Source organism: Kitasatospora sp. NPDC058218 (assembly GCF_042882445.1).
Taxonomy (GTDB): domain Bacteria; phylum Actinomycetota; class Actinomycetes; order Streptomycetales; family Streptomycetaceae; genus Kitasatospora.
On record NZ_JBHVWC010000041.1, the window covers coordinates 1 to 15424 of the forward strand.

The window sequence follows — 15424 nt, forward strand, 5'->3', positions numbered from 1 at the left end:
GGCGCGGCCGGGTGGGCCCGGCCGGGCGGCCCCCGCCCGGGCCCCCCCCCCCCGGGCGCGCCGGCGGGCGCCGTGGCCCCCGGGTGGGGCCCCCCACGGCGCCCTTTTTGTCGCCCGCTCGCGGAGTTCGTCGGCTCGCCTGGGGCCCGGCGTCACCGCGCTGAGCAGGGCCGAAGGGTCGGGACGGGCCCCACGCGATAGCCTGGTCGACGATTGAGCGGGGCCGGGCCCACTGGGTGCGGCGCCCAGCAGCGCCCGGGGGCGCCCCGGGCGGCCGACGAAGCGAGGGGTAGCCCAGCCGTGCGCATTGCCAGGTTTTCCGTCCGAGAGGGGAGCCCTGCCGCCGGCAGCGTCTCCTTCGGTGTGGTCGAGGGCGACCCGGCCCAGCCCGAGTCCCTGGTCGTCCACGCCCTGGCCGGTCACCCGTTCGGGCAGCCCCAACCCACCGGCGAGAGCTACCGCTTCCAGGACGTGCGGCTGCTCAGCCCGATGCTGCCGAACAAGATCGTCGCGGTCGGCCGCAACTACGCCGCCCACGCGGCCGAGCTCGGCAACGACGTCCCGGACGTCCCGCTGACCTTCTTCAAGCCGTCGACCTCGGTGATCGGCCCGACCGAGTCCATCGCGTACCCGCCGTTCTCCTCCGACGTCCACCACGAGGCCGAGCTGGCCGTGGTCATCGGCAGGATGTGCCGCGAGGTCCCGCTGGACCGGGTGCCCGAGGTCGTCCTCGGCTACACCTGCGCCAACGACCTCACGGCGCGCGACGTCCAGCAGCGCGAGGGCCAGTGGGCCCGCGCCAAGGGCTTCGACACCGCCTGCCCGCTGGGTCCGTGGATCGAGACCGATCTCGACCCGAGCGACCTCGCCATCACCTGCACGGTCAACGGCGAGCTGCGGCAGACCGGGCGCACCTCCCTGATGATCCGCTCGGTCGCCGAGCTGATCGTCCACATCTCCGAGGCCATGACGCTGCTGCCCGGCGACGTCATCCTCACCGGCACACCCGCTGGGGTGGGCCCGCTCAACGTCGGCGACGAGGTCGCCGTCTCCATCGAAGGCATCGGCACTCTCGCCAACAAGGTGATCAAGCGTGGCTAACACTGACCCGAGCGTTCGGGTTCGCTTCTGTCCGTCCCCGACCGGCAACCCGCACGTGGGTCTGGTCCGTACGGCCCTCTTCAACTGGGCCTTCGCCCGCCACAACGGCGGCACGATGGTCTTCCGGATCGAGGACACCGACTCCGCCCGCGACTCCGAGGAGTCGTACCGGCAGCTGCTCGACGCCATGCGCTGGCTCGGCTTCGACTGGGACGAGGGCCCGGAGATCGGCGGCCCGCACGAGCCGTACCGCCAGTCGCAGCGGATGGAGATCTACGCCGACGTCGCGCGCCGGCTCCACGAGGCCGGCCACGCCTACCACTGCTACTGCTCCACCGAGGAGCTCGACGCCCGCCGCGAGGCCGCCCGCGCGGCCGGCCGGCCCTCCGGCTACGACGGCCACTGCCGGGAGCTGACGGACGACCAGGTCGCCGTCTACAAGTTGGAGAAGCGCGAGCCGATCCTGCGGTTCCGGATGCCCGACCGCACCATCTCCTTCGACGACCTGGTGCGCGGCACGCTCACCTTCGAGCCGGAGAACGTGCCCGACTACGGCATCGTCCGGGCCAACGGCGCGCCGCTCTACACCCTGGTCAACCCGGTGGACGACGCCCTCATGGGCATCACCCACGTGCTGCGCGGCGAGGACCTGCTCTCCTCGACCCCGCGCCAGGTCGCGCTGTACGCCGCGCTCGCCGAGATCGGCGTCGGCGACGGCAGCACCCCGCGCTTCGGCCACCTGCCGTACGTGATGGGCGAGGGCAACAAGAAGCTCTCGAAGCGCGACCCGCAGGCCTCGCTCAACCTGTACCGCGAGCGCGGCTTCATCCCCGAGGGCCTGCTCAACTACCTGTCGCTGCTGGGCTGGTCGCTCTCCGCGGACGACGACATCTTCTCCGTGGAGCAGTTGGTCGCGGCCTTCGACATCGCGGACGTCAACGCCAACCCGGCCCGCTTCGACCTCAAGAAGTGCGAGCACATCAACGCCGAGCACCTGCGCCGGTTGGCCCCGGAGGACTTCGTCCGCCGGCTGGTGCCGTACCTGCAGGCGCCCGGTCTGCTGCCGGCCGAGCCGACCGCCGAGCAGCTGGAGCTGCTGGCCAAGGTGGCACCGCTCACCCAGGAGCGGATGGTCGTGCTGAGCGAGATCGTCACCATGGCGGGCTTCCTCTTCGTCGACCCGGCGGACTTCGCGCTGGACGCGGACGACGCCGCCAAGGTGCTGACCGCGGACGCCCGTCCGGTGCTGGAGGCCAGCATCAAGGCGCTGGAGGAGCTGGCGGACTTCTCGCCCGAGCCGATCCAGGCCGCACTGCGCGCGGCGCTGGTGGAGGGGCTGGGCATCAAGCCCAAGTTCGCCTTCACGCCGCTGCGGGTGGCCGTCACCGGCCGTCGGGTCTCCCCGCCGCTCTTCGAGTCGATGGAGCTGCTCGGGCGCCCCGAGACGCTGCGCCGGCTGAACGCCGCGCTGGCCGCCGTCCCGGCTGCCTGAGGCCGTCGCGGGCGGCTGCGGGCCAGGTTCTGACCTGGTCCGCAGCCGCCCCGGCCGCTGCCTGGGGTTATCGATTTTGGACCGGGGCCGGACGTCGGGTAATGTTCTTTCTGCGCCGCCCGGGAGGGAACGGACGAGGGAGTGAAACCCCGTCGGGACCGAGCGAGGGGCGCAACGCCTGAGAAGGGCCCGCAGGGGTTCAACTCTGGTGGGGTATGGTGTAATTGGCAGCACGAGTGATTCTGGTTCATTTAGTCTAGGTTCGAGTCCTGGTACCCCAGCGCAGTACGAGCAGTACCGCAGTACAAACAAAGATCAAGCCCCCGTTGTGTAGCGGCCTAGCACGCTGCCCTCTCACGGCAGTAGCGCCGGTTCGAATCCGGTCGGGGGTACTGATCCCGCAAGGGATCACCTGGAAAGCCCCCGTTGTGTAGCGGCCTAGCACGCTGCCCTCTCACGGCAGTAGCGCCGGTTCGAATCCGGTCGGGGGTACTGATCTCGCAAGAGGTCGTTAGGAAGCCCCCGTTGTGTAGCGGCCTAGCACGCTGCCCTCTCACGGCAGTAGCGCCGGTTCGAATCCGGTCGGGGGTACCAGAGCATTAAGCCGGTGGGCTTGACCCATCGGCTGATTGCTTTGTTGGGGTATGGTGTAATTGGCAGCACGAGTGATTCTGGTTCATTTAGTCTAGGTTCGAGTCCTGGTACCCCAGCCAGTAGTGAAGCAAGGCCCTGGTCCGCCAGGGCCTTTTGTGTTTTCCGGTCGCATTTCCGGGTGATTCCTCGGAAAGGGCCCGCGCACCTCGGTGCGCGGGCCCTTTCGGTGTTGTGGGGGTGGTCAGCCGCGGCGCAGGGCCTCGGTGAGCCGGTTGGCGGCCTCGATGATGGCCTGGGCGTGCAGCCGGCCCGGGTGGCGGGTCAGGCGCTCGATCGGGCCGGAGACGGAGACGGCGGCCACGACCCGGTTGGAGGGGCCGCGGACGGGCGCGGAGACGGACGCCACGCCCGGCTCCCGCTCCCCGATCGACTGGGCCCAGCCGCGGCGTCGGACGCCGCTCAGCGCGGTCGCGGTGAAGCGGGCGCCCTGGAGGCCGCGGTGGAGCCGCTCGGGCTCCTCCCAGGCCAGCAGGACCTGGGCGGCGGAGCCGGCCTTCATCGGCAGGGTGCTGCCGACCGGGACGGTGTCCCGCAGACCGGAGAGCCGCTCGGCGGCGGCGACGCAGATCCGCATCTCGCCCTGCCGGCGGTAGAGCTGTGCGCTCTCGCCGGTGACGTCGCGCAGGTGGGTCAGGACCGGGCCCGCGGTGGCGAGCAGCCGGTCCTCGCCCGCCGCGGCGGAGAGTTCGGAGAGACGGGGGCCGAGGATGAACCGGCCCTGCATGTCCCTGGTGACCAGTCGGTGATGTTCGAGTGCGACGGCGAGCCGGTGGGCCGTGGGCCGCGCCAGACCGGTGGCGGCGACCAGCCCCGCCAACGTGGCGGGGCCCGACTCCAGTGCGCTCAGCACCAGAGCGGCCTTGTCGAGAACGCCGACGCCGCTAGAGTTGTCCATGCCCTAAGACTGCAGTCTCATTCCGCGAGACGCAAGTTCAATCTTCCGAGAAAAGCGCCACTCTGGATGCAGCAGCCCGGGAGACATCCAGGATGCGGCCTCAACAGAGTGTCCGCATGGTGGACACCGATCCGGCGTGCAGGTCACGCGGCGCGCCTCACAGGGCGGCGGAAGCAGTGACCCCGATGACACGAGAAGGCCGGCAACGCGGCCGGCTGGAGGGAATCCGATGGGACGGACACTCGCAGAGAAGGTCTGGGACGACCACGTCGTGCGGCGCGCGGAGGGCGAGCCCGACCTGCTCTTCATCGACCTGCACCTGCTCCACGAGGTGACCAGCCCGCAGGCCTTCGACGGCCTCCGGCTGGCCGGACGCACGGTCCGCCGGACCGATCTCACGATCGCCACCGAGGACCACAACACCCCGACCCTGGACATCGACAAGCCGATCGCCGACCCGGTCTCCCGGGTCCAGCTGGAGACGCTGCGCCGCAACGCCGCCGAGTTCGGTGTCCGGATCCACTCCCTGGGCGACGTCGAGCAGGGCGTCGTGCACGTCGTCGGCCCGCAGCTCGGTCTGACCCAGCCGGGCACCACCGTGGTCTGCGGCGACTCCCACACCTCCACCCACGGCGCGTTCGGCGCGCTCGCGTTCGGCATCGGCACCAGCCAGGTCGAGCACGTCCTGGCCACCCAGACCCTGCCGCTGGCGCCGTTCCGGACGATGGCGATCACCGTCGAGGGCGAGCTGCCCGAGGGCGTCACGGCCAAGGACCTGATCCTGGCGATCATCACCAAGATCGGCACCGGCGGCGGCCAGGGCTACGTCCTGGAGTACCGCGGCTCGGCCATCCGCAGCCTCTCCATGGAGGCCCGGATGACCATCTGCAACATGTCCATCGAGGCGGGCGCCCGGGCCGGCATGATCGCCCCCGACCAGACCACCTTCGACTACCTGCAGGGCCGCCCGCACGCACCCCAGGGCGAGGACTGGGACGCCGCGGTCGAGTACTGGAAGACCCTGGGCACCGACGAGGACGCGGTCTTCGACCACGAGATCTTCATCGACGCCACCCAGCTGACCCCGTTCGTCACCTGGGGCACCAACCCGGGTCAGGGCGCGCCGCTCGGCGCCAACGTCCCGGACCCGGCCTCCTTCGCCGACCCGCAGGAGCGGACCGCCGCCGAGAACGCCCTGAAGTACATGGGCCTGGAGGCCGGCACCCCGCTGCGCGAGGTCAAGGTGGACGCCGTCTTCGTCGGCTCCTGCACCAACGGCCGGATCGAGGACCTGCGGGCCGCCGCGGCCGTCCTGGACGGCCGGAAGATCGCCGACGGCGTGCGGATGCTGGTCGTCCCCGGCTCGGTGCGGGTCGCCCTGCAGGCCGTCGAGGAGGGCCTGGACAAGGTGTTCACCGCCGCCGGTGCCGAATGGCGCCACGCGGGCTGCTCGATGTGCCTGGGCATGAACCCCGACCAGCTGGCCCCCGGCGAGCGCTGCGCCTCCACCTCGAACCGCAACTTCGAGGGTCGCCAGGGGAAGGGCGGCCGCACCCACCTGGTGTCGCCGCAGGTCGCCGCCGCGACCGCGCTGCTCGGCCGACTGGCCGCACCCGCCGATCTCTCGTCCAACGTCGCTGTGGAGGCCTGAGCAGCATGGAGAAGTTCACCACCCACACCGGCCGGGCCGTTCCGCTGCGCCGCAGCAACGTCGACACCGATCAGATCATTCCGGCCCATTGGCTCAAGAAGGTCACTCGTTCCGGTTTCGAGGACGGACTGTTCGAGGCCTGGCGCAAGGACGAGTCGTTCATCCTGAACCGGCCCGAGCGGCAGGGCGCGACCGTCCTGCTGGCCGGCCCCGAATTCGGTACCGGCTCCTCCCGCGAGCACGCCGTCTGGGCCCTGCAGAACTACGGATTCCACGCGGTCGTCTCGTCCCGCTTCGCCGACATCTTCCGCGGCAACTCGCTGAAGAACGGCCTGCTCACGGTCGTGCTGCCGCAGGAGACCGTGGAGCGGCTCCAGGAGCTCGTGGAGGCCGATCCGACGGCCGAGATCACCGTCGACCTGGAGGCCCGCGAGGTGCGCGCCGAGGGCATCACGGCCCCGTTCGAGCTGGACGACAACGTTCGTTGGCGGTTGCTGAACGGCCTGGACGACATCAGCATCACCCTGCAGAACGAGGCCGACATCGCGACCTTCGAACAGACCCGGCCCGCCTTCAAGCCGCGTACTCTGCCGGTCGCCTGAGCCCCGTGAGAGAACAAGCATTCTGACGTTCCACCGGATGGTCCGCCTCCCCTCGGGGGGGCGGACCATCCGCCGTTCCGGGCCCGGAGTTACCGTCCGGAGCCGGCCCCCGATTGCCGATTTGGCATTGCCGCAGAGGCCCCGCGCAAGCACAACTGCGGGTAGATGGCACAATCAGTACATGCACCGGCACCATGAACCTCCGTACGCGGGCGGCGAACCCGCGTCACCGGAGTCCACGGGCCGGGGATCCGAACGCCGAATTGACGATCGGCCGGACGCCGCCACCTCACCTGCTGAGGGGCCGGACGACCCGGAAGTCGCAGCGCTCTACGCGCTTGTGGCCGAGCGGTTGAAGCAAGCTCACGCCCGCGTGCATGCGCTGAACGTGTCTGCCGATGCAAAGACCGCTCTCACCCGTCAACTCCTCATCGTCACCGAGGCCGCCAAGCGCGATCTTCCGGAGGCGGCAAGGCGGTTGAGTCGCTTTGTGCATGACCTCGACGAGGGGCGCCCGCCCGTCGCCTGAGGTCGCCGACGCGCAAATCCATTGCGACACTAGGGTGATTCGCGCGTTTGGTAATTGAAAGTCCGCAGATACATACCTAACGTGCGAAATGAACGGATGGAATCATCCGGCGCCCGTTTCCGAAGGGGAAGACGTGAACAAGGCTCAGCTTGTCGAAGCGGTGGCCGAGCAGCTGGGCGGTCGCAAGGCTGCCGCAGAGGCCGTCGACGCAGTGCTCGACACCATGGTCCGTGCCGTTGTGGCCGGTGACCGGGTGTCGGTCACCGGTTTTGGCACCTTTGAGAAGGTGGAGCGCTCCGCGCGCTTCGCCCGCAACCCGCAGACCGGCGAGAAGGTCAAGGTCAAGAAGACCTCGGTGCCCCGCTTCCGTCCCGGCCAGGGCTTCAAGGACCTGGTCAGCGGCAGCAAGAAGCTGCCGAAGGAAGGCCCCTCGGTGAAGAAGGCCCCCAAGGGCTCCCTCACCCCGGGCAAGAGCGGTGTCGCCGCGACCCCGGCCGCCAAGCGCGCCGCCACCAAGCGTGCCGCCGCGGCCGCCGCGACCCCGGCCGCCGCGACCAAGAAGGCCGCTGCCAAGAAGACGGCGACCACGGCCGCCGCCAAGAAGACCACGGCCACCGCCGCCAAGAAGGCGACCGCCACCAAGAAGACCACGGCCGCCGCCGCCAAGAAGACCACGGCCGCCGCGACGAAGAAGACGGCCGCCGCCGCCAAGAAGACGGCGACCACCGCCGCCGCCAAGAAGACCACGGCCACCGCCAAGAAGGCGACCGCCACGGCCAAGAAGACGGCTCCCGCGAAGAAGACCGCCACCCGCAAGACCACCGCGCGCAAGACCAGCGCGAAGTAGTCGTCGGACGGCTTTCCAGGGCCGTGGCGCACCCCCACCCGGAATTCCGGGTGGTCGGGCCGCCACGGCTCTTCCGTTTTCCGGGCCCGGTGGTCCGCTCGGCAGGTCTCCCGCACCGGCCGGCGGGGAGAACGGGGAGGGAAACCGCCGGGGCGCCCGTGCGGGGCCGGTCAGGCCTCGGCCGGGTCCGGGAAGGTCTGCAGCGTCAGGAAGACCACCCGGCGGGCATCGCCCGCGCCCTCGGTGCGGATCCGCACCCGCTGGCCGGGGCGCAGCAGCCGCAGGCCGCCGGCGTCGAAGGCGGCCGCGTCGAACGGCACCGGGGTCCCGTCGTCGAGCAGCACGGAGCCGGCCCGGGTGGCGGGGTCGAAGGTGAACGCGGTGGCCTGCATGGAAGCAGCATAGCGAGCACCACCGACAGGCCCGGGAGGCAGTTCAGCGCCGGCCGCGGGGGCTCCCGGAGCGCTTCGGCGCGGGGAGCCCGAGCGCGTCCGCGAGCCGGGCCGACAGGGCGCCGGTGTGCGGGCCGACGCCGAGCGCGAGGGCCTCGCCGAGGTCGGCGCCGGTGTCCACGTCCCGGCGCACCGACTCCACGCCGTCCAGGCGCAGTTCGCGGGCGCCGCCGGCCGCGTGCCGGGCCCGGGAGCCGTCGCCGAAGGCGGGGGCGAGCGGACGGCCGGGGGCGCAGGCGAGCAGGGTGGTGCCCAACCCGGGGGTGTCGGCCAGGAACGCCCGCCCGGCGGGTCCGGCCGCGGCCAGCACCCGGGCCAGTTCGGCCGGGCGCAGGGCCGGCAGGTCGGCGGAGAGCGCGGCCAGCGGGGCGCGCGGGGCGAGGGCCAGCGCGGCCGCCGCGCCGTGCGCCAGTGCGTCGTTGAGGCCGCCGCCCGGTTCGTCGCCGACGACGACCGCGCCGAGCGCGGCCAGGCGCTCGCCCGCCGCCGCGTCGCGGGTGACCACCAGGACCCGGGACACGCCCGGGGTGGCCAGCGCGGCGGTCACGGTGTCCAGCGCGAAGGAGAGCGCCAGGTCCGCGCGGTGCGGTCCGGCGAAGGGCGCCAGGCGGGTCTTCGCCAGGGCGAGCCGCTTGAGCGGCAGCACCAGCGACCAGCCGGCGGTGGGTGCGGGGGGCGCGACGGGCCCGCTGGGGCGTACGGTGTCCTGGGTCATCGGCGTCATTGTGACGCCGGTCCCGGAACCCTCGCCAGGCCGTCCGAACTGTGCGGACGTGCGTTTGGTCACGCCCGCCCGACGTGCTGGCGGGGTTGCTCGACAGCCGGTTCGCGGTCGGGCGAGACTGTTCCGCGCCCGGGCCCCGTCCGACGGGGGTCGCGGGAGGCGAGAGACTGCGGCACCCCACGTGCCGCACCGGATGAGGAGGACCTGGGGTGGCCCGCCGCTCGTACGCCAGCTTCGGCAACGCCGACTACGGCATCTGGTACCGCTTCGCGGCCGTGCTGGTGAAGCCGGTGACGACCGCGCTGGTCAAGCCCGACTGGCGGGGCTGGGAGCACCTGCCGAAGGAGGGCGGCTTCATCGCCGCGGTCAACCACAACTCGATCATCGACCCCGTGGTGTACGCGCACTGGCAGTACAACAGCGGACGCCCGCCGCGCATCCTCGGCAAGTCCTCGCTGTTCTCGGTCCCGTTCATCGGCTTCATGCTGCGCAAGACCGGGCAGATCCCGGTGTTCCGCGAGTCGACCGACGCCGCGCACGCCTTCCGGGCCGCCATCGACGCGGTGAACGGCGGGCAGTGCGTCCAGTTCTACCCGGAGGGCACGCTCACCCGGGACCCGGACCTGTGGCCGATGACCGGCAAGAGCGGGGTGGCCCGGGTCGCGCTGATGACCGGTGCGCCGGTCATTCCGGTGGCGCACTGGGGTGCGCACGAGATCATCCCGCCGTACGGCCGGGGCGGCTCCGGGAAGAGCCGGTTCAACCTGTTCCCGCGCCACCGGGTGACGGTGGCGGCCGGGCCGGCCGTGGACCTGAGCAAGTACCAGGGCCAGGAGCTGACCGCCCAGGTGCTCCGGGACGCCACCGAGGACATCATGCAGGCGATCACCGAGGTGCTGGCCGGGATCCGCGGCGAGGAACCGCCGCCCGAGCGCTACGACATGCGCGCCGCGGCCCGGCACCGGGCGGAGGCGGCCGCGGCCGAGCGGCAGCGGGCCGCCGGAACGCGCAGGAACGGTACCGAGGAGGCCGGCAAGTGACCCGATGTGCGGTGTTCGGAACGGGGTCCTGGGGGACGGCGTTCGCGATGGTGCTGGCCGACGCGGGCTGCGAGGTGACGCTCTGGGGGCGCCGGTGGGAGCTGGTGGACGCGATCCACACCACCCACGTCAACCCGGACTACCTGCCCGGCGTCCCGTTGCCCGAGTCGATCCGGGCGACCGTGGACCCGGCACTGGCGCTGGCCGGCGCCGACTTCGCGGTGCTCGCCGTGCCCTCCCAGACGCTGCGCGAGAACCTGGCCTCCTGGGCCTCGCTGATCGAGCCGCAGACCGTGCTGGTCAGCCTGATGAAGGGCATCGAACTCGGCACCGCCAAGCGGATGAGCGAGGTCATCGCCGAGGTCGCCGGGGTCGTGGCGGAGCGGGTGGCGGTCGTCAGCGGCCCCAACCTGGCCCGGGAGATCGCCAACCGGCAGCCCGCCGCGAGCGTGGTGGCCTGCACCGACGAGGCGGTCGCCAAGCGGTTCCAGGCGGCCTGCCACACCCCGTACTTCCGCCCGTACACCAACACCGACGTGATCGGCTGCGAGCTGGGCGGCGCGGTGAAGAACGTGATCGGCCTGGCGGTCGGCATGGCCAACGGCATGGGGCTCGGCGACAACACCAAGGCGACGCTGATCACCCGCGGGCTGGCCGAGACGACCAGGCTGGGGCTGGCGCTCGGCGCGGACGCCCACACCTTCGCCGGACTCGCAGGGATGGGCGATCTGGTGGCGACCTGCTCCTCGCCGCTCTCCCGCAACAACACCTTCGGCACCAACCTGGGCCGCGGGATGTCGCTCGCCGAGACCATCGCGGCCACCCGGCAGACCGCGGAGGGCGTCAAGTCCTGCGAGTCGGTGCTCGACCTGGCCCGGCGCAGCGGCGTCGACATGCCGATCGTCGAGGCCGTGGTGGACGTGGTGCACAACGGGCGCCCCACCCAGGAGGCGCTGCAGACGCTGATGTCGCGCTCGGCCAAGGCCGAGCGGCACTGACGCCCGGGGCGCGCGGGCCGGGTGGCTGACTCCTCCGGAAACCCCTCGCACGGTAGTCTCAAACCCGATATGAGCATCGAACAGACCCCCCCGAATCCGTCCGCGAAGCCGCGCGTAGCGCTCGTCTTCGGTGGCCGCAGCTCCGAGCACGCCATCTCGGTGTCCACCGCGGGCAGCGTGCTCAGGGCGATCGACCGCGAGAAGTACGACGTGCTGCCGATCGGCATCACCCATGAGGGCCGCTGGGCGCTGGTCAGCGACGATCCGGCCCGGATGGCCATCACCGACGGCCGGCTGCCGGACGTCGCCCAGGTCGCCGAGGCCGTCGACGGCCAGGTCGTGCTGCCGGTGAGCCCGGACAGCCGCGAGGTGGTCTGGAGCGAGCCGGGGGCCGCTCCCAAGGTGCTCGGCGAGGTGGACGTGGTCTTCCCGCTGCTGCACGGCCCCTGGGGCGAGGACGGCACCCTGCAGGGTCTGCTGGAGCTGTCCGGCGTGCCCTACGTCGGCAACGGCGTGCTCTCCAGCGCGGTGGGCATGGACAAGGAGTTCACCAAGCGGGTCCTGGCCTCGCACGGTCTGGGCGTCGGCTCGTACACCATCGTCCGGCCGCGGGAGTGGGAGAGCGAGGCCGGCCGCGCCGCCGTCCGCGAGCGGGTCGGGCAGCTCGGCCTGCCGCTGTTCGTCAAGCCCTGCCGGGCCGGCTCCAGCATCGGCATCACCAAGGTCAAGGACCTCGCCGACCTGGACGCCGCGATCGAGGAGGCCCGCCGGCACGACCCCAAGCTGATCATCGAGGCCGGGGTCTCCGGTCGCGAGATCGAGTGCGGGGTGCTGGAGTTCGAGGACGGCCCGCGCGCCAGCGTCCCGGCCGAGGTCCTGGTCGGCGGCGACTACGAGTTCTACGACTTCGAGGCCAAGTACATCGACTCCTCCGAGGTGCGCATCCCGGCCGAGCTGGCCGGGGCCGAGCTCGCCGAGATCCGCCGTCAGGCGGTCGCCGCGTTCGAGGCGCTCGGTTGCGAGGGCCTGGCCCGGGTGGACTTCTTCCTGCTGGACGACGGCAGCTGGATGATCAACGAGGTCAACACCATGCCCGGCTTCACCCCGATCTCGGCCTACCCGAAGATGTGGGAGGCCAGCGGCCTGTCCTACCCGGAGCTGATCGACCGGCTGCTGCGGGCGGCGCTGCGCCGCTCGACCGGTCTGCGGTAGGCGCACGCGGCACGGAGAAGGGCGGTCCGGGAACCTCCGGACCGCCCTTCTCCGTGCGGCCGCTACGGGATGTTGGCCTTCACCGCGCCGTTGACGGCGGCGACCGGGTCGAGCGGGTTGGCGAAGGCCCCGCCGGGGACGGTCACCTCGACGTTCGCCCGGCGCAGCGTCGTGGTGAAGCGGTAGCCGCCGTCGTCGAGCTGCTGCGACCACCAGGTGACGCCGTCGATGGTGGGGGAGAGGTCCTTGGCGTGCTCGCCGTTCAGCTCCTCCGGCCGGTCCACGCCGCAGCGCAGCACGGTGCGGGGCGAGCTGGCCCAGGCGGCCACGTACGGGGACGCGGGCGACGGGTCCTTGCGGGCGTGGCCGAGCACCTCCGACGGCAGTGCCGCGGCCAGCGCCTCGCAGTACGCGGCGACCTTGCCGGTGGGGGTCGGCACTTCGATCTTCTCGGGCGCGCCCCAGCTGCCGAGCAGCACCACGACGGTGCAGCTCAGCGCCAGGGGCAGGGCCAGCCACCGGATGGGTGCGGGCAGAGCCGTCAGGAAGCGGGGACAGCGCAGTTCTCGGGCCACCCGCCGATGTTAGCCGGGGCTTACAGGTGGACCACCGGACAGGTCAACGTCCGGGTGATGCCCTCGACCTGCTGGACCTTGGCCACGACCAGGCGGCCGAGGTCGTCCACGGTCTCGGCCTCGGCCCGCACGATCACGTCGTACGGGCCGGTCACGTCCTCGGCCTGGAGGACGCCGGGGATCTCGGAGATGGACCGGGCCACGGCGGTGGCCTTGCCTACCTCGGTCTGGATCAGGATGTATGCCTGTACCACGGGGGGACCTCCCGGCGGCTGGGTACGGGGAACGGCGCCGTGATCGCCCGCTCGGGCGTCGGGGGTGGGGAACGGGCTCACCGGCATTCCGATCACCACGCTACCGCGCAGCGGGCCGGGGAGGGGAGACTTCTGCACCCCCGGAGGGCGTACGCTGCGCGCGGGGGAGCGGGGGGCACGAGTTCTGATTCCGATGGAAACGCGAGAGGACGGCAGATGCAGGGGACCGTGGGCGAGCTCGGCGAGTTCGGACTCATCAGGGAGCTGACGGCCCGGGTACCGCTCACCGACGCGGTCGACCTCGGTCCGGGCGACGACGCCGCGGTGGTGAAGGCGCCGGACGGCCGGGTGGTCGCCACCACGGACGTGCTGATCGAGAACCGGCACTTCCGCCGGGACTGGTCGACCGCCTACGACGTGGGCCGCAAGGCCGCCGCCCAGAACCTCGCCGACGTGGCCGCGATGGGCGCGGTGCCCACCGCGATCCTGCTCGGTCTGGTCGCCCCCGCCGACCTGCCCACCACCTGGGCCACCGAGCTGATGGACGGGCTGCGCGACGAGTGCCAGGTGGCCGGCGCGACGGTGGTCGGCGGCGACGTGGTGCGCGGCGACGTCATCACCCTGGCCATCACGGCGCTCGGGGATCTCCAAGGGCGCGCGCCTGTGACGCGCGCCGGGGCTCAGGTGGGCGACGTGGTCGCGGTCACCGGCTGGCTCGGCTGGTCCGCCGCCGGACTGACCGTGCTGCAGCGCGGCTTCCGCTCGCCGCGCGCCTTCGTCGAGGCGCACCGCCGGCCCGAACCGCCGTACCACGCGGGCCCGGCCGGGTCCGAGTTGGGCGCCACCGCGATGGTCGACGTGAGCGACGGGCTGGTGGCCGACCTCGGCCACGTCGCCCGGGCCAGCGGGGTGGACATCGACCTGCGGGCCGCCGACTTCGACGTCCCGGCGCAGATGGCCGACATCGGTCAGGCGGTCGGGGTGGACCCGCTGGTCTGGGTGCTCTCCGGCGGCGAGGACCACGCGATCGTGGCGACCTTCCCGCGCGGTGTCCAACTGCCCGCGCGCTGGCGGGTGATGGGCGAGGTGACCGGTCGGGCCCGGCCGTCCCGCGGCGGCCGGGTGACGGTGGACGGCGAGCCCTGGGACCGGGTCGGCGGCTGGGACCACTTCGCCGAGTGACCCCGGCCCGCTCGCCCCGGCCCGCCCGGCGCCCCGGTGCGCGGATGGCGCGTGACGCTCCGGGCGAGCGGCGCACGGGCCCGGGCGGGGGGACGGCGTAGGCTTGCGCTCAACCGGGCCCACCCGCGTCCACACGCGAGTGGTCTGAACCACTGCGGAGCGGGAGAGCACAGCCACCATGCGCATCGGTGTCCTGACCAGCGGCGGCGACTGCCCCGGTCTCAACGCGGTGATCCGCTCCGTGGTGCACCGGGGAACCGATGTGCACGGCGACGAGATCGTCGGTGTCGAGGACGGCTTCCTCGGTCTGATCGAGGGCCGCGCCCGGTCGATCTCGCACGACGACGTCACCGGTCTGCTGACCCTCGGCGGCACCATCCTGGGCTCGGCCCGGGTCCAGCGCGACCGGATCGCCTGGGCGGTGGAGAACGCGCAGACCCTCGCCCGCGACATCGGCATCGACGCGCTGATCGCGATCGGCGGCGAGGGCACCCTGACCGCGGCCAAGATGTTCAGCGACGCCGGCCTGCCGGTGGTCGGCGTGCCGAAGACCATCGACAACGACATCGACGCGACCGACGTCACCTTCGGGTTCGACACCGCGGTGCACGTCGCGACCGACGCGATCGACCGGCTGAAGACCACCGCCGAGTCCCACCAGCGCGTGATGGTGGTGGAGTTGATGGGCCGGCACACCGGCTGGATCACCCTCACCGCCGGGATGGCCGGCGGCGCCCACGGCATCCTGATCCCGGAGAAGCCGTTCGACATCGAGGCGGTGGCCCGGATGGTCGAGGACCGCTTCTCCCGCGGCAAGAAGTTCGCCATCATCGCCGTCGCCGAGGGCGCGGCCCCGATGCCCGGGACGATGCGCTTCGACCACGGCGCCGTCGACCAGTTCGGCCACCGGACCTTCGGCGGGATCGGCAACCGCCTCGCCAACGAGCTGGAGAACCTGCTCGGCAAGGAGGCCCGGCCGGTCATCCTCGGCCACACCCAGCGCGGCGGCACCCCCACCGCCCGGGACCGGGTGCTCGCCACCCGGTTCGGCTGGCACGCCGTGGAGGCCGTCCACAAGGGTGCCTTCGGCCACTTCACCGCGCTGCGCGGCAACGACATCGAGCTGGTGCCGGTCGCGGAGGCGGTCACCCGCCTCAAGACCGTGCCGCAGGACCGCTGGGCGGAATCGGAAGCCGTGCTCTGAGGCGGCGCGGGT

General features: G+C 72.1%; 16 protein-coding genes and 5 tRNA genes. 16 read left to right on the plus strand and 5 right to left on the minus strand.

Going from position 1 to position 15424, the window contains the following annotated elements:
• Positions 1-300: 300 nt before the first annotated feature.
• The 7 genes from ACFVYI_RS24870 to ACFVYI_RS24900 all read left to right on the plus strand — a co-directional run bounded on the left by ACFVYI_RS24870 (position 301) and on the right by ACFVYI_RS24900 (position 3306).
• A complete protein-coding gene (locus ACFVYI_RS24870) occupies positions 301-1101 on the plus strand; it encodes a fumarylacetoacetate hydrolase family protein (RefSeq protein WP_387889251.1) in 801 nt (266 codons plus the stop codon).
• Positions 1094-2593 (plus strand): glutamate--tRNA ligase, encoded by a 1500-nt coding sequence (gltX, locus tag ACFVYI_RS24875; RefSeq protein WP_387889254.1) that lies wholly within the window; start codon positions 1094-1096, stop codon positions 2591-2593. The genes ACFVYI_RS24870 and gltX overlap by 8 nt, the downstream gene beginning before the upstream one ends.
• A gap of 209 nt (positions 2594-2802) precedes the next feature.
• Positions 2803-2874: transfer RNA gene (locus ACFVYI_RS24880), tRNA-Gln, on the plus strand.
• 38 nt (positions 2875-2912) lie between these two features.
• Positions 2913-2985, plus strand: a tRNA-Glu gene (locus tag ACFVYI_RS24885).
• Between the two features lie 27 nt (positions 2986-3012).
• A tRNA-Glu gene (locus ACFVYI_RS24890) sits at positions 3013-3085 on the plus strand.
• 26 nt (positions 3086-3111) lie between these two features.
• A tRNA-Glu gene (locus tag ACFVYI_RS24895) sits at positions 3112-3187 on the plus strand.
• Between the two features lie 44 nt (positions 3188-3231).
• Positions 3232-3306, plus strand: a tRNA-Gln gene (locus ACFVYI_RS24900).
• Between the two features lie 122 nt (positions 3307-3428).
• On the opposite strand, the gene ndgR is transcribed toward ACFVYI_RS24900, so the two are convergent.
• Positions 3429-4142, minus strand: a complete 714-nt coding sequence (gene ndgR, locus ACFVYI_RS24905) for an IclR family transcriptional regulator NdgR (protein ID WP_148642806.1) — start codon at positions 4140-4142, stop codon at positions 3429-3431.
• 229 nt (positions 4143-4371) lie between these two features.
• Here ndgR and leuC point away from each other — a divergent pair, with 229 nt between their 5' ends.
• The 4 genes from leuC (at position 4372) to ACFVYI_RS24925 (ending at position 7771) form a co-directional block, all read left to right on the plus strand.
• The gene (gene leuC / locus ACFVYI_RS24910; protein ID WP_387889257.1) at positions 4372-5793 is read left to right on the plus strand and encodes a 3-isopropylmalate dehydratase large subunit; all 1422 of its coding nucleotides are present in this window, start codon (positions 4372-4374) and stop codon (positions 5791-5793) included.
• A 5-nt stretch (positions 5794-5798) separates the two neighbouring features.
• Positions 5799-6395 carry a 3-isopropylmalate dehydratase small subunit gene (gene leuD / locus ACFVYI_RS24915; protein ID WP_387889259.1) on the plus strand — a complete coding sequence of 199 codons (597 nt, stop codon included), beginning with the start codon at positions 5799-5801 and terminating at the stop codon, positions 6393-6395.
• A 181-nt stretch (positions 6396-6576) separates the two neighbouring features.
• Positions 6577-6924 (plus strand): hypothetical protein, encoded by a 348-nt coding sequence (locus tag ACFVYI_RS24920; RefSeq protein WP_380388343.1) that lies wholly within the window; start codon positions 6577-6579, stop codon positions 6922-6924.
• A 133-nt stretch (positions 6925-7057) separates the two neighbouring features.
• Entirely contained in the window at positions 7058-7771 is a 714-nt protein-coding gene (locus tag ACFVYI_RS24925) for an HU family DNA-binding protein (protein WP_387889261.1), read from the plus strand.
• 170 nt (positions 7772-7941) lie between these two features.
• Here ACFVYI_RS24925 and ACFVYI_RS24930 read toward each other — a convergent pair whose 3' ends face one another.
• The gene (locus tag ACFVYI_RS24930) at positions 7942-8163 is read right to left on the minus strand and encodes a hypothetical protein (RefSeq protein WP_329489734.1); all 222 of its coding nucleotides are present in this window, start codon (positions 8161-8163) and stop codon (positions 7942-7944) included.
• Between the two features lie 43 nt (positions 8164-8206).
• Positions 8207-8938, minus strand: coding sequence for a 2-phospho-L-lactate guanylyltransferase (gene cofC / locus ACFVYI_RS24935; RefSeq protein WP_387889263.1), 732 nt, complete (start codon positions 8936-8938; stop codon positions 8207-8209).
• Between the two features lie 218 nt (positions 8939-9156).
• Here cofC and ACFVYI_RS24940 point away from each other — a divergent pair, with 218 nt between their 5' ends.
• From ACFVYI_RS24940 to ACFVYI_RS24950, 3 genes are all read left to right on the plus strand, one after another.
• Positions 9157-9987 (plus strand): lysophospholipid acyltransferase family protein, encoded by an 831-nt coding sequence (locus tag ACFVYI_RS24940; RefSeq protein WP_387889265.1) that lies wholly within the window; start codon positions 9157-9159, stop codon positions 9985-9987.
• A complete protein-coding gene (locus ACFVYI_RS24945; protein WP_387889267.1) occupies positions 9984-10985 on the plus strand; it encodes an NAD(P)H-dependent glycerol-3-phosphate dehydrogenase in 1002 nt (333 codons plus the stop codon). The genes ACFVYI_RS24940 and ACFVYI_RS24945 overlap by 4 nt, the downstream gene beginning before the upstream one ends.
• Before the next feature lie 69 nt (positions 10986-11054).
• Complete coding sequence (locus ACFVYI_RS24950; protein ID WP_387889269.1) at positions 11055-12197, plus strand: D-alanine--D-alanine ligase family protein; 1143 nt, start codon at positions 11055-11057, stop codon at positions 12195-12197.
• A 62-nt stretch (positions 12198-12259) separates the two neighbouring features.
• Here the strand turns inward: ACFVYI_RS24950 and ACFVYI_RS24955 are convergent, their stop codons facing one another.
• Complete coding sequence (locus ACFVYI_RS24955; RefSeq protein ID WP_387889271.1) at positions 12260-12772, minus strand: DUF3515 family protein; 513 nt, start codon at positions 12770-12772, stop codon at positions 12260-12262.
• A gap of 20 nt (positions 12773-12792) precedes the next feature.
• On the minus strand, positions 12793-13026 hold the full coding sequence (locus tag ACFVYI_RS24960) for an Lrp/AsnC ligand binding domain-containing protein (RefSeq protein WP_329489740.1): 234 nt from the start codon (positions 13024-13026) through the stop codon (positions 12793-12795).
• A gap of 216 nt (positions 13027-13242) precedes the next feature.
• Between ACFVYI_RS24960 and ACFVYI_RS24965 the strand changes: the two genes are divergently transcribed.
• Entirely contained in the window at positions 13243-14208 is a 966-nt protein-coding gene (locus ACFVYI_RS24965) for a thiamine-phosphate kinase (protein WP_387889274.1), read from the plus strand.
• A 178-nt stretch (positions 14209-14386) separates the two neighbouring features.
• A complete protein-coding gene (locus tag ACFVYI_RS24970) occupies positions 14387-15412 on the plus strand; it encodes a 6-phosphofructokinase (protein ID WP_387889277.1) in 1026 nt (341 codons plus the stop codon).
• Positions 15413-15424 lie beyond the last annotated feature (12 nt).

Excerpts from the sequence above, each read along its gene's own strand:
- ndgR (WP_148642806.1), bottom strand. The coding sequence starts at position 4,142 with ATGGACAACTCTAGCGGCGTCGGCGTTCTCGACAAGGCCGCTCTGGTG.
- leuC (WP_387889257.1), top strand. The coding sequence starts at position 4,372 with ATGGGACGGACACTCGCAGAGAAGGTCTGGGACGACCACGTCGTGCGG.
- leuD (WP_387889259.1), top strand. The coding sequence starts at position 5,799 with ATGGAGAAGTTCACCACCCACACCGGCCGGGCCGTTCCGCTGCGCCGC.
- ACFVYI_RS24920 (WP_380388343.1), top strand. The coding sequence starts at position 6,577 with ATGCACCGGCACCATGAACCTCCGTACGCGGGCGGCGAACCCGCGTCA.
- ACFVYI_RS24930 (WP_329489734.1), bottom strand. The coding sequence starts at position 8,163 with ATGCAGGCCACCGCGTTCACCTTCGACCCCGCCACCCGGGCCGGCTCC.
- cofC (WP_387889263.1), bottom strand. The coding sequence starts at position 8,938 with ATGACCCAGGACACCGTACGCCCCAGCGGGCCCGTCGCGCCCCCCGCA.
- ACFVYI_RS24950 (WP_387889269.1), top strand. The coding sequence starts at position 11,055 with ATGAGCATCGAACAGACCCCCCCGAATCCGTCCGCGAAGCCGCGCGTA.
- ACFVYI_RS24965 (WP_387889274.1), top strand. The coding sequence starts at position 13,243 with ATGCAGGGGACCGTGGGCGAGCTCGGCGAGTTCGGACTCATCAGGGAG.
- ACFVYI_RS24970 (WP_387889277.1), top strand. The coding sequence starts at position 14,387 with ATGCGCATCGGTGTCCTGACCAGCGGCGGCGACTGCCCCGGTCTCAAC.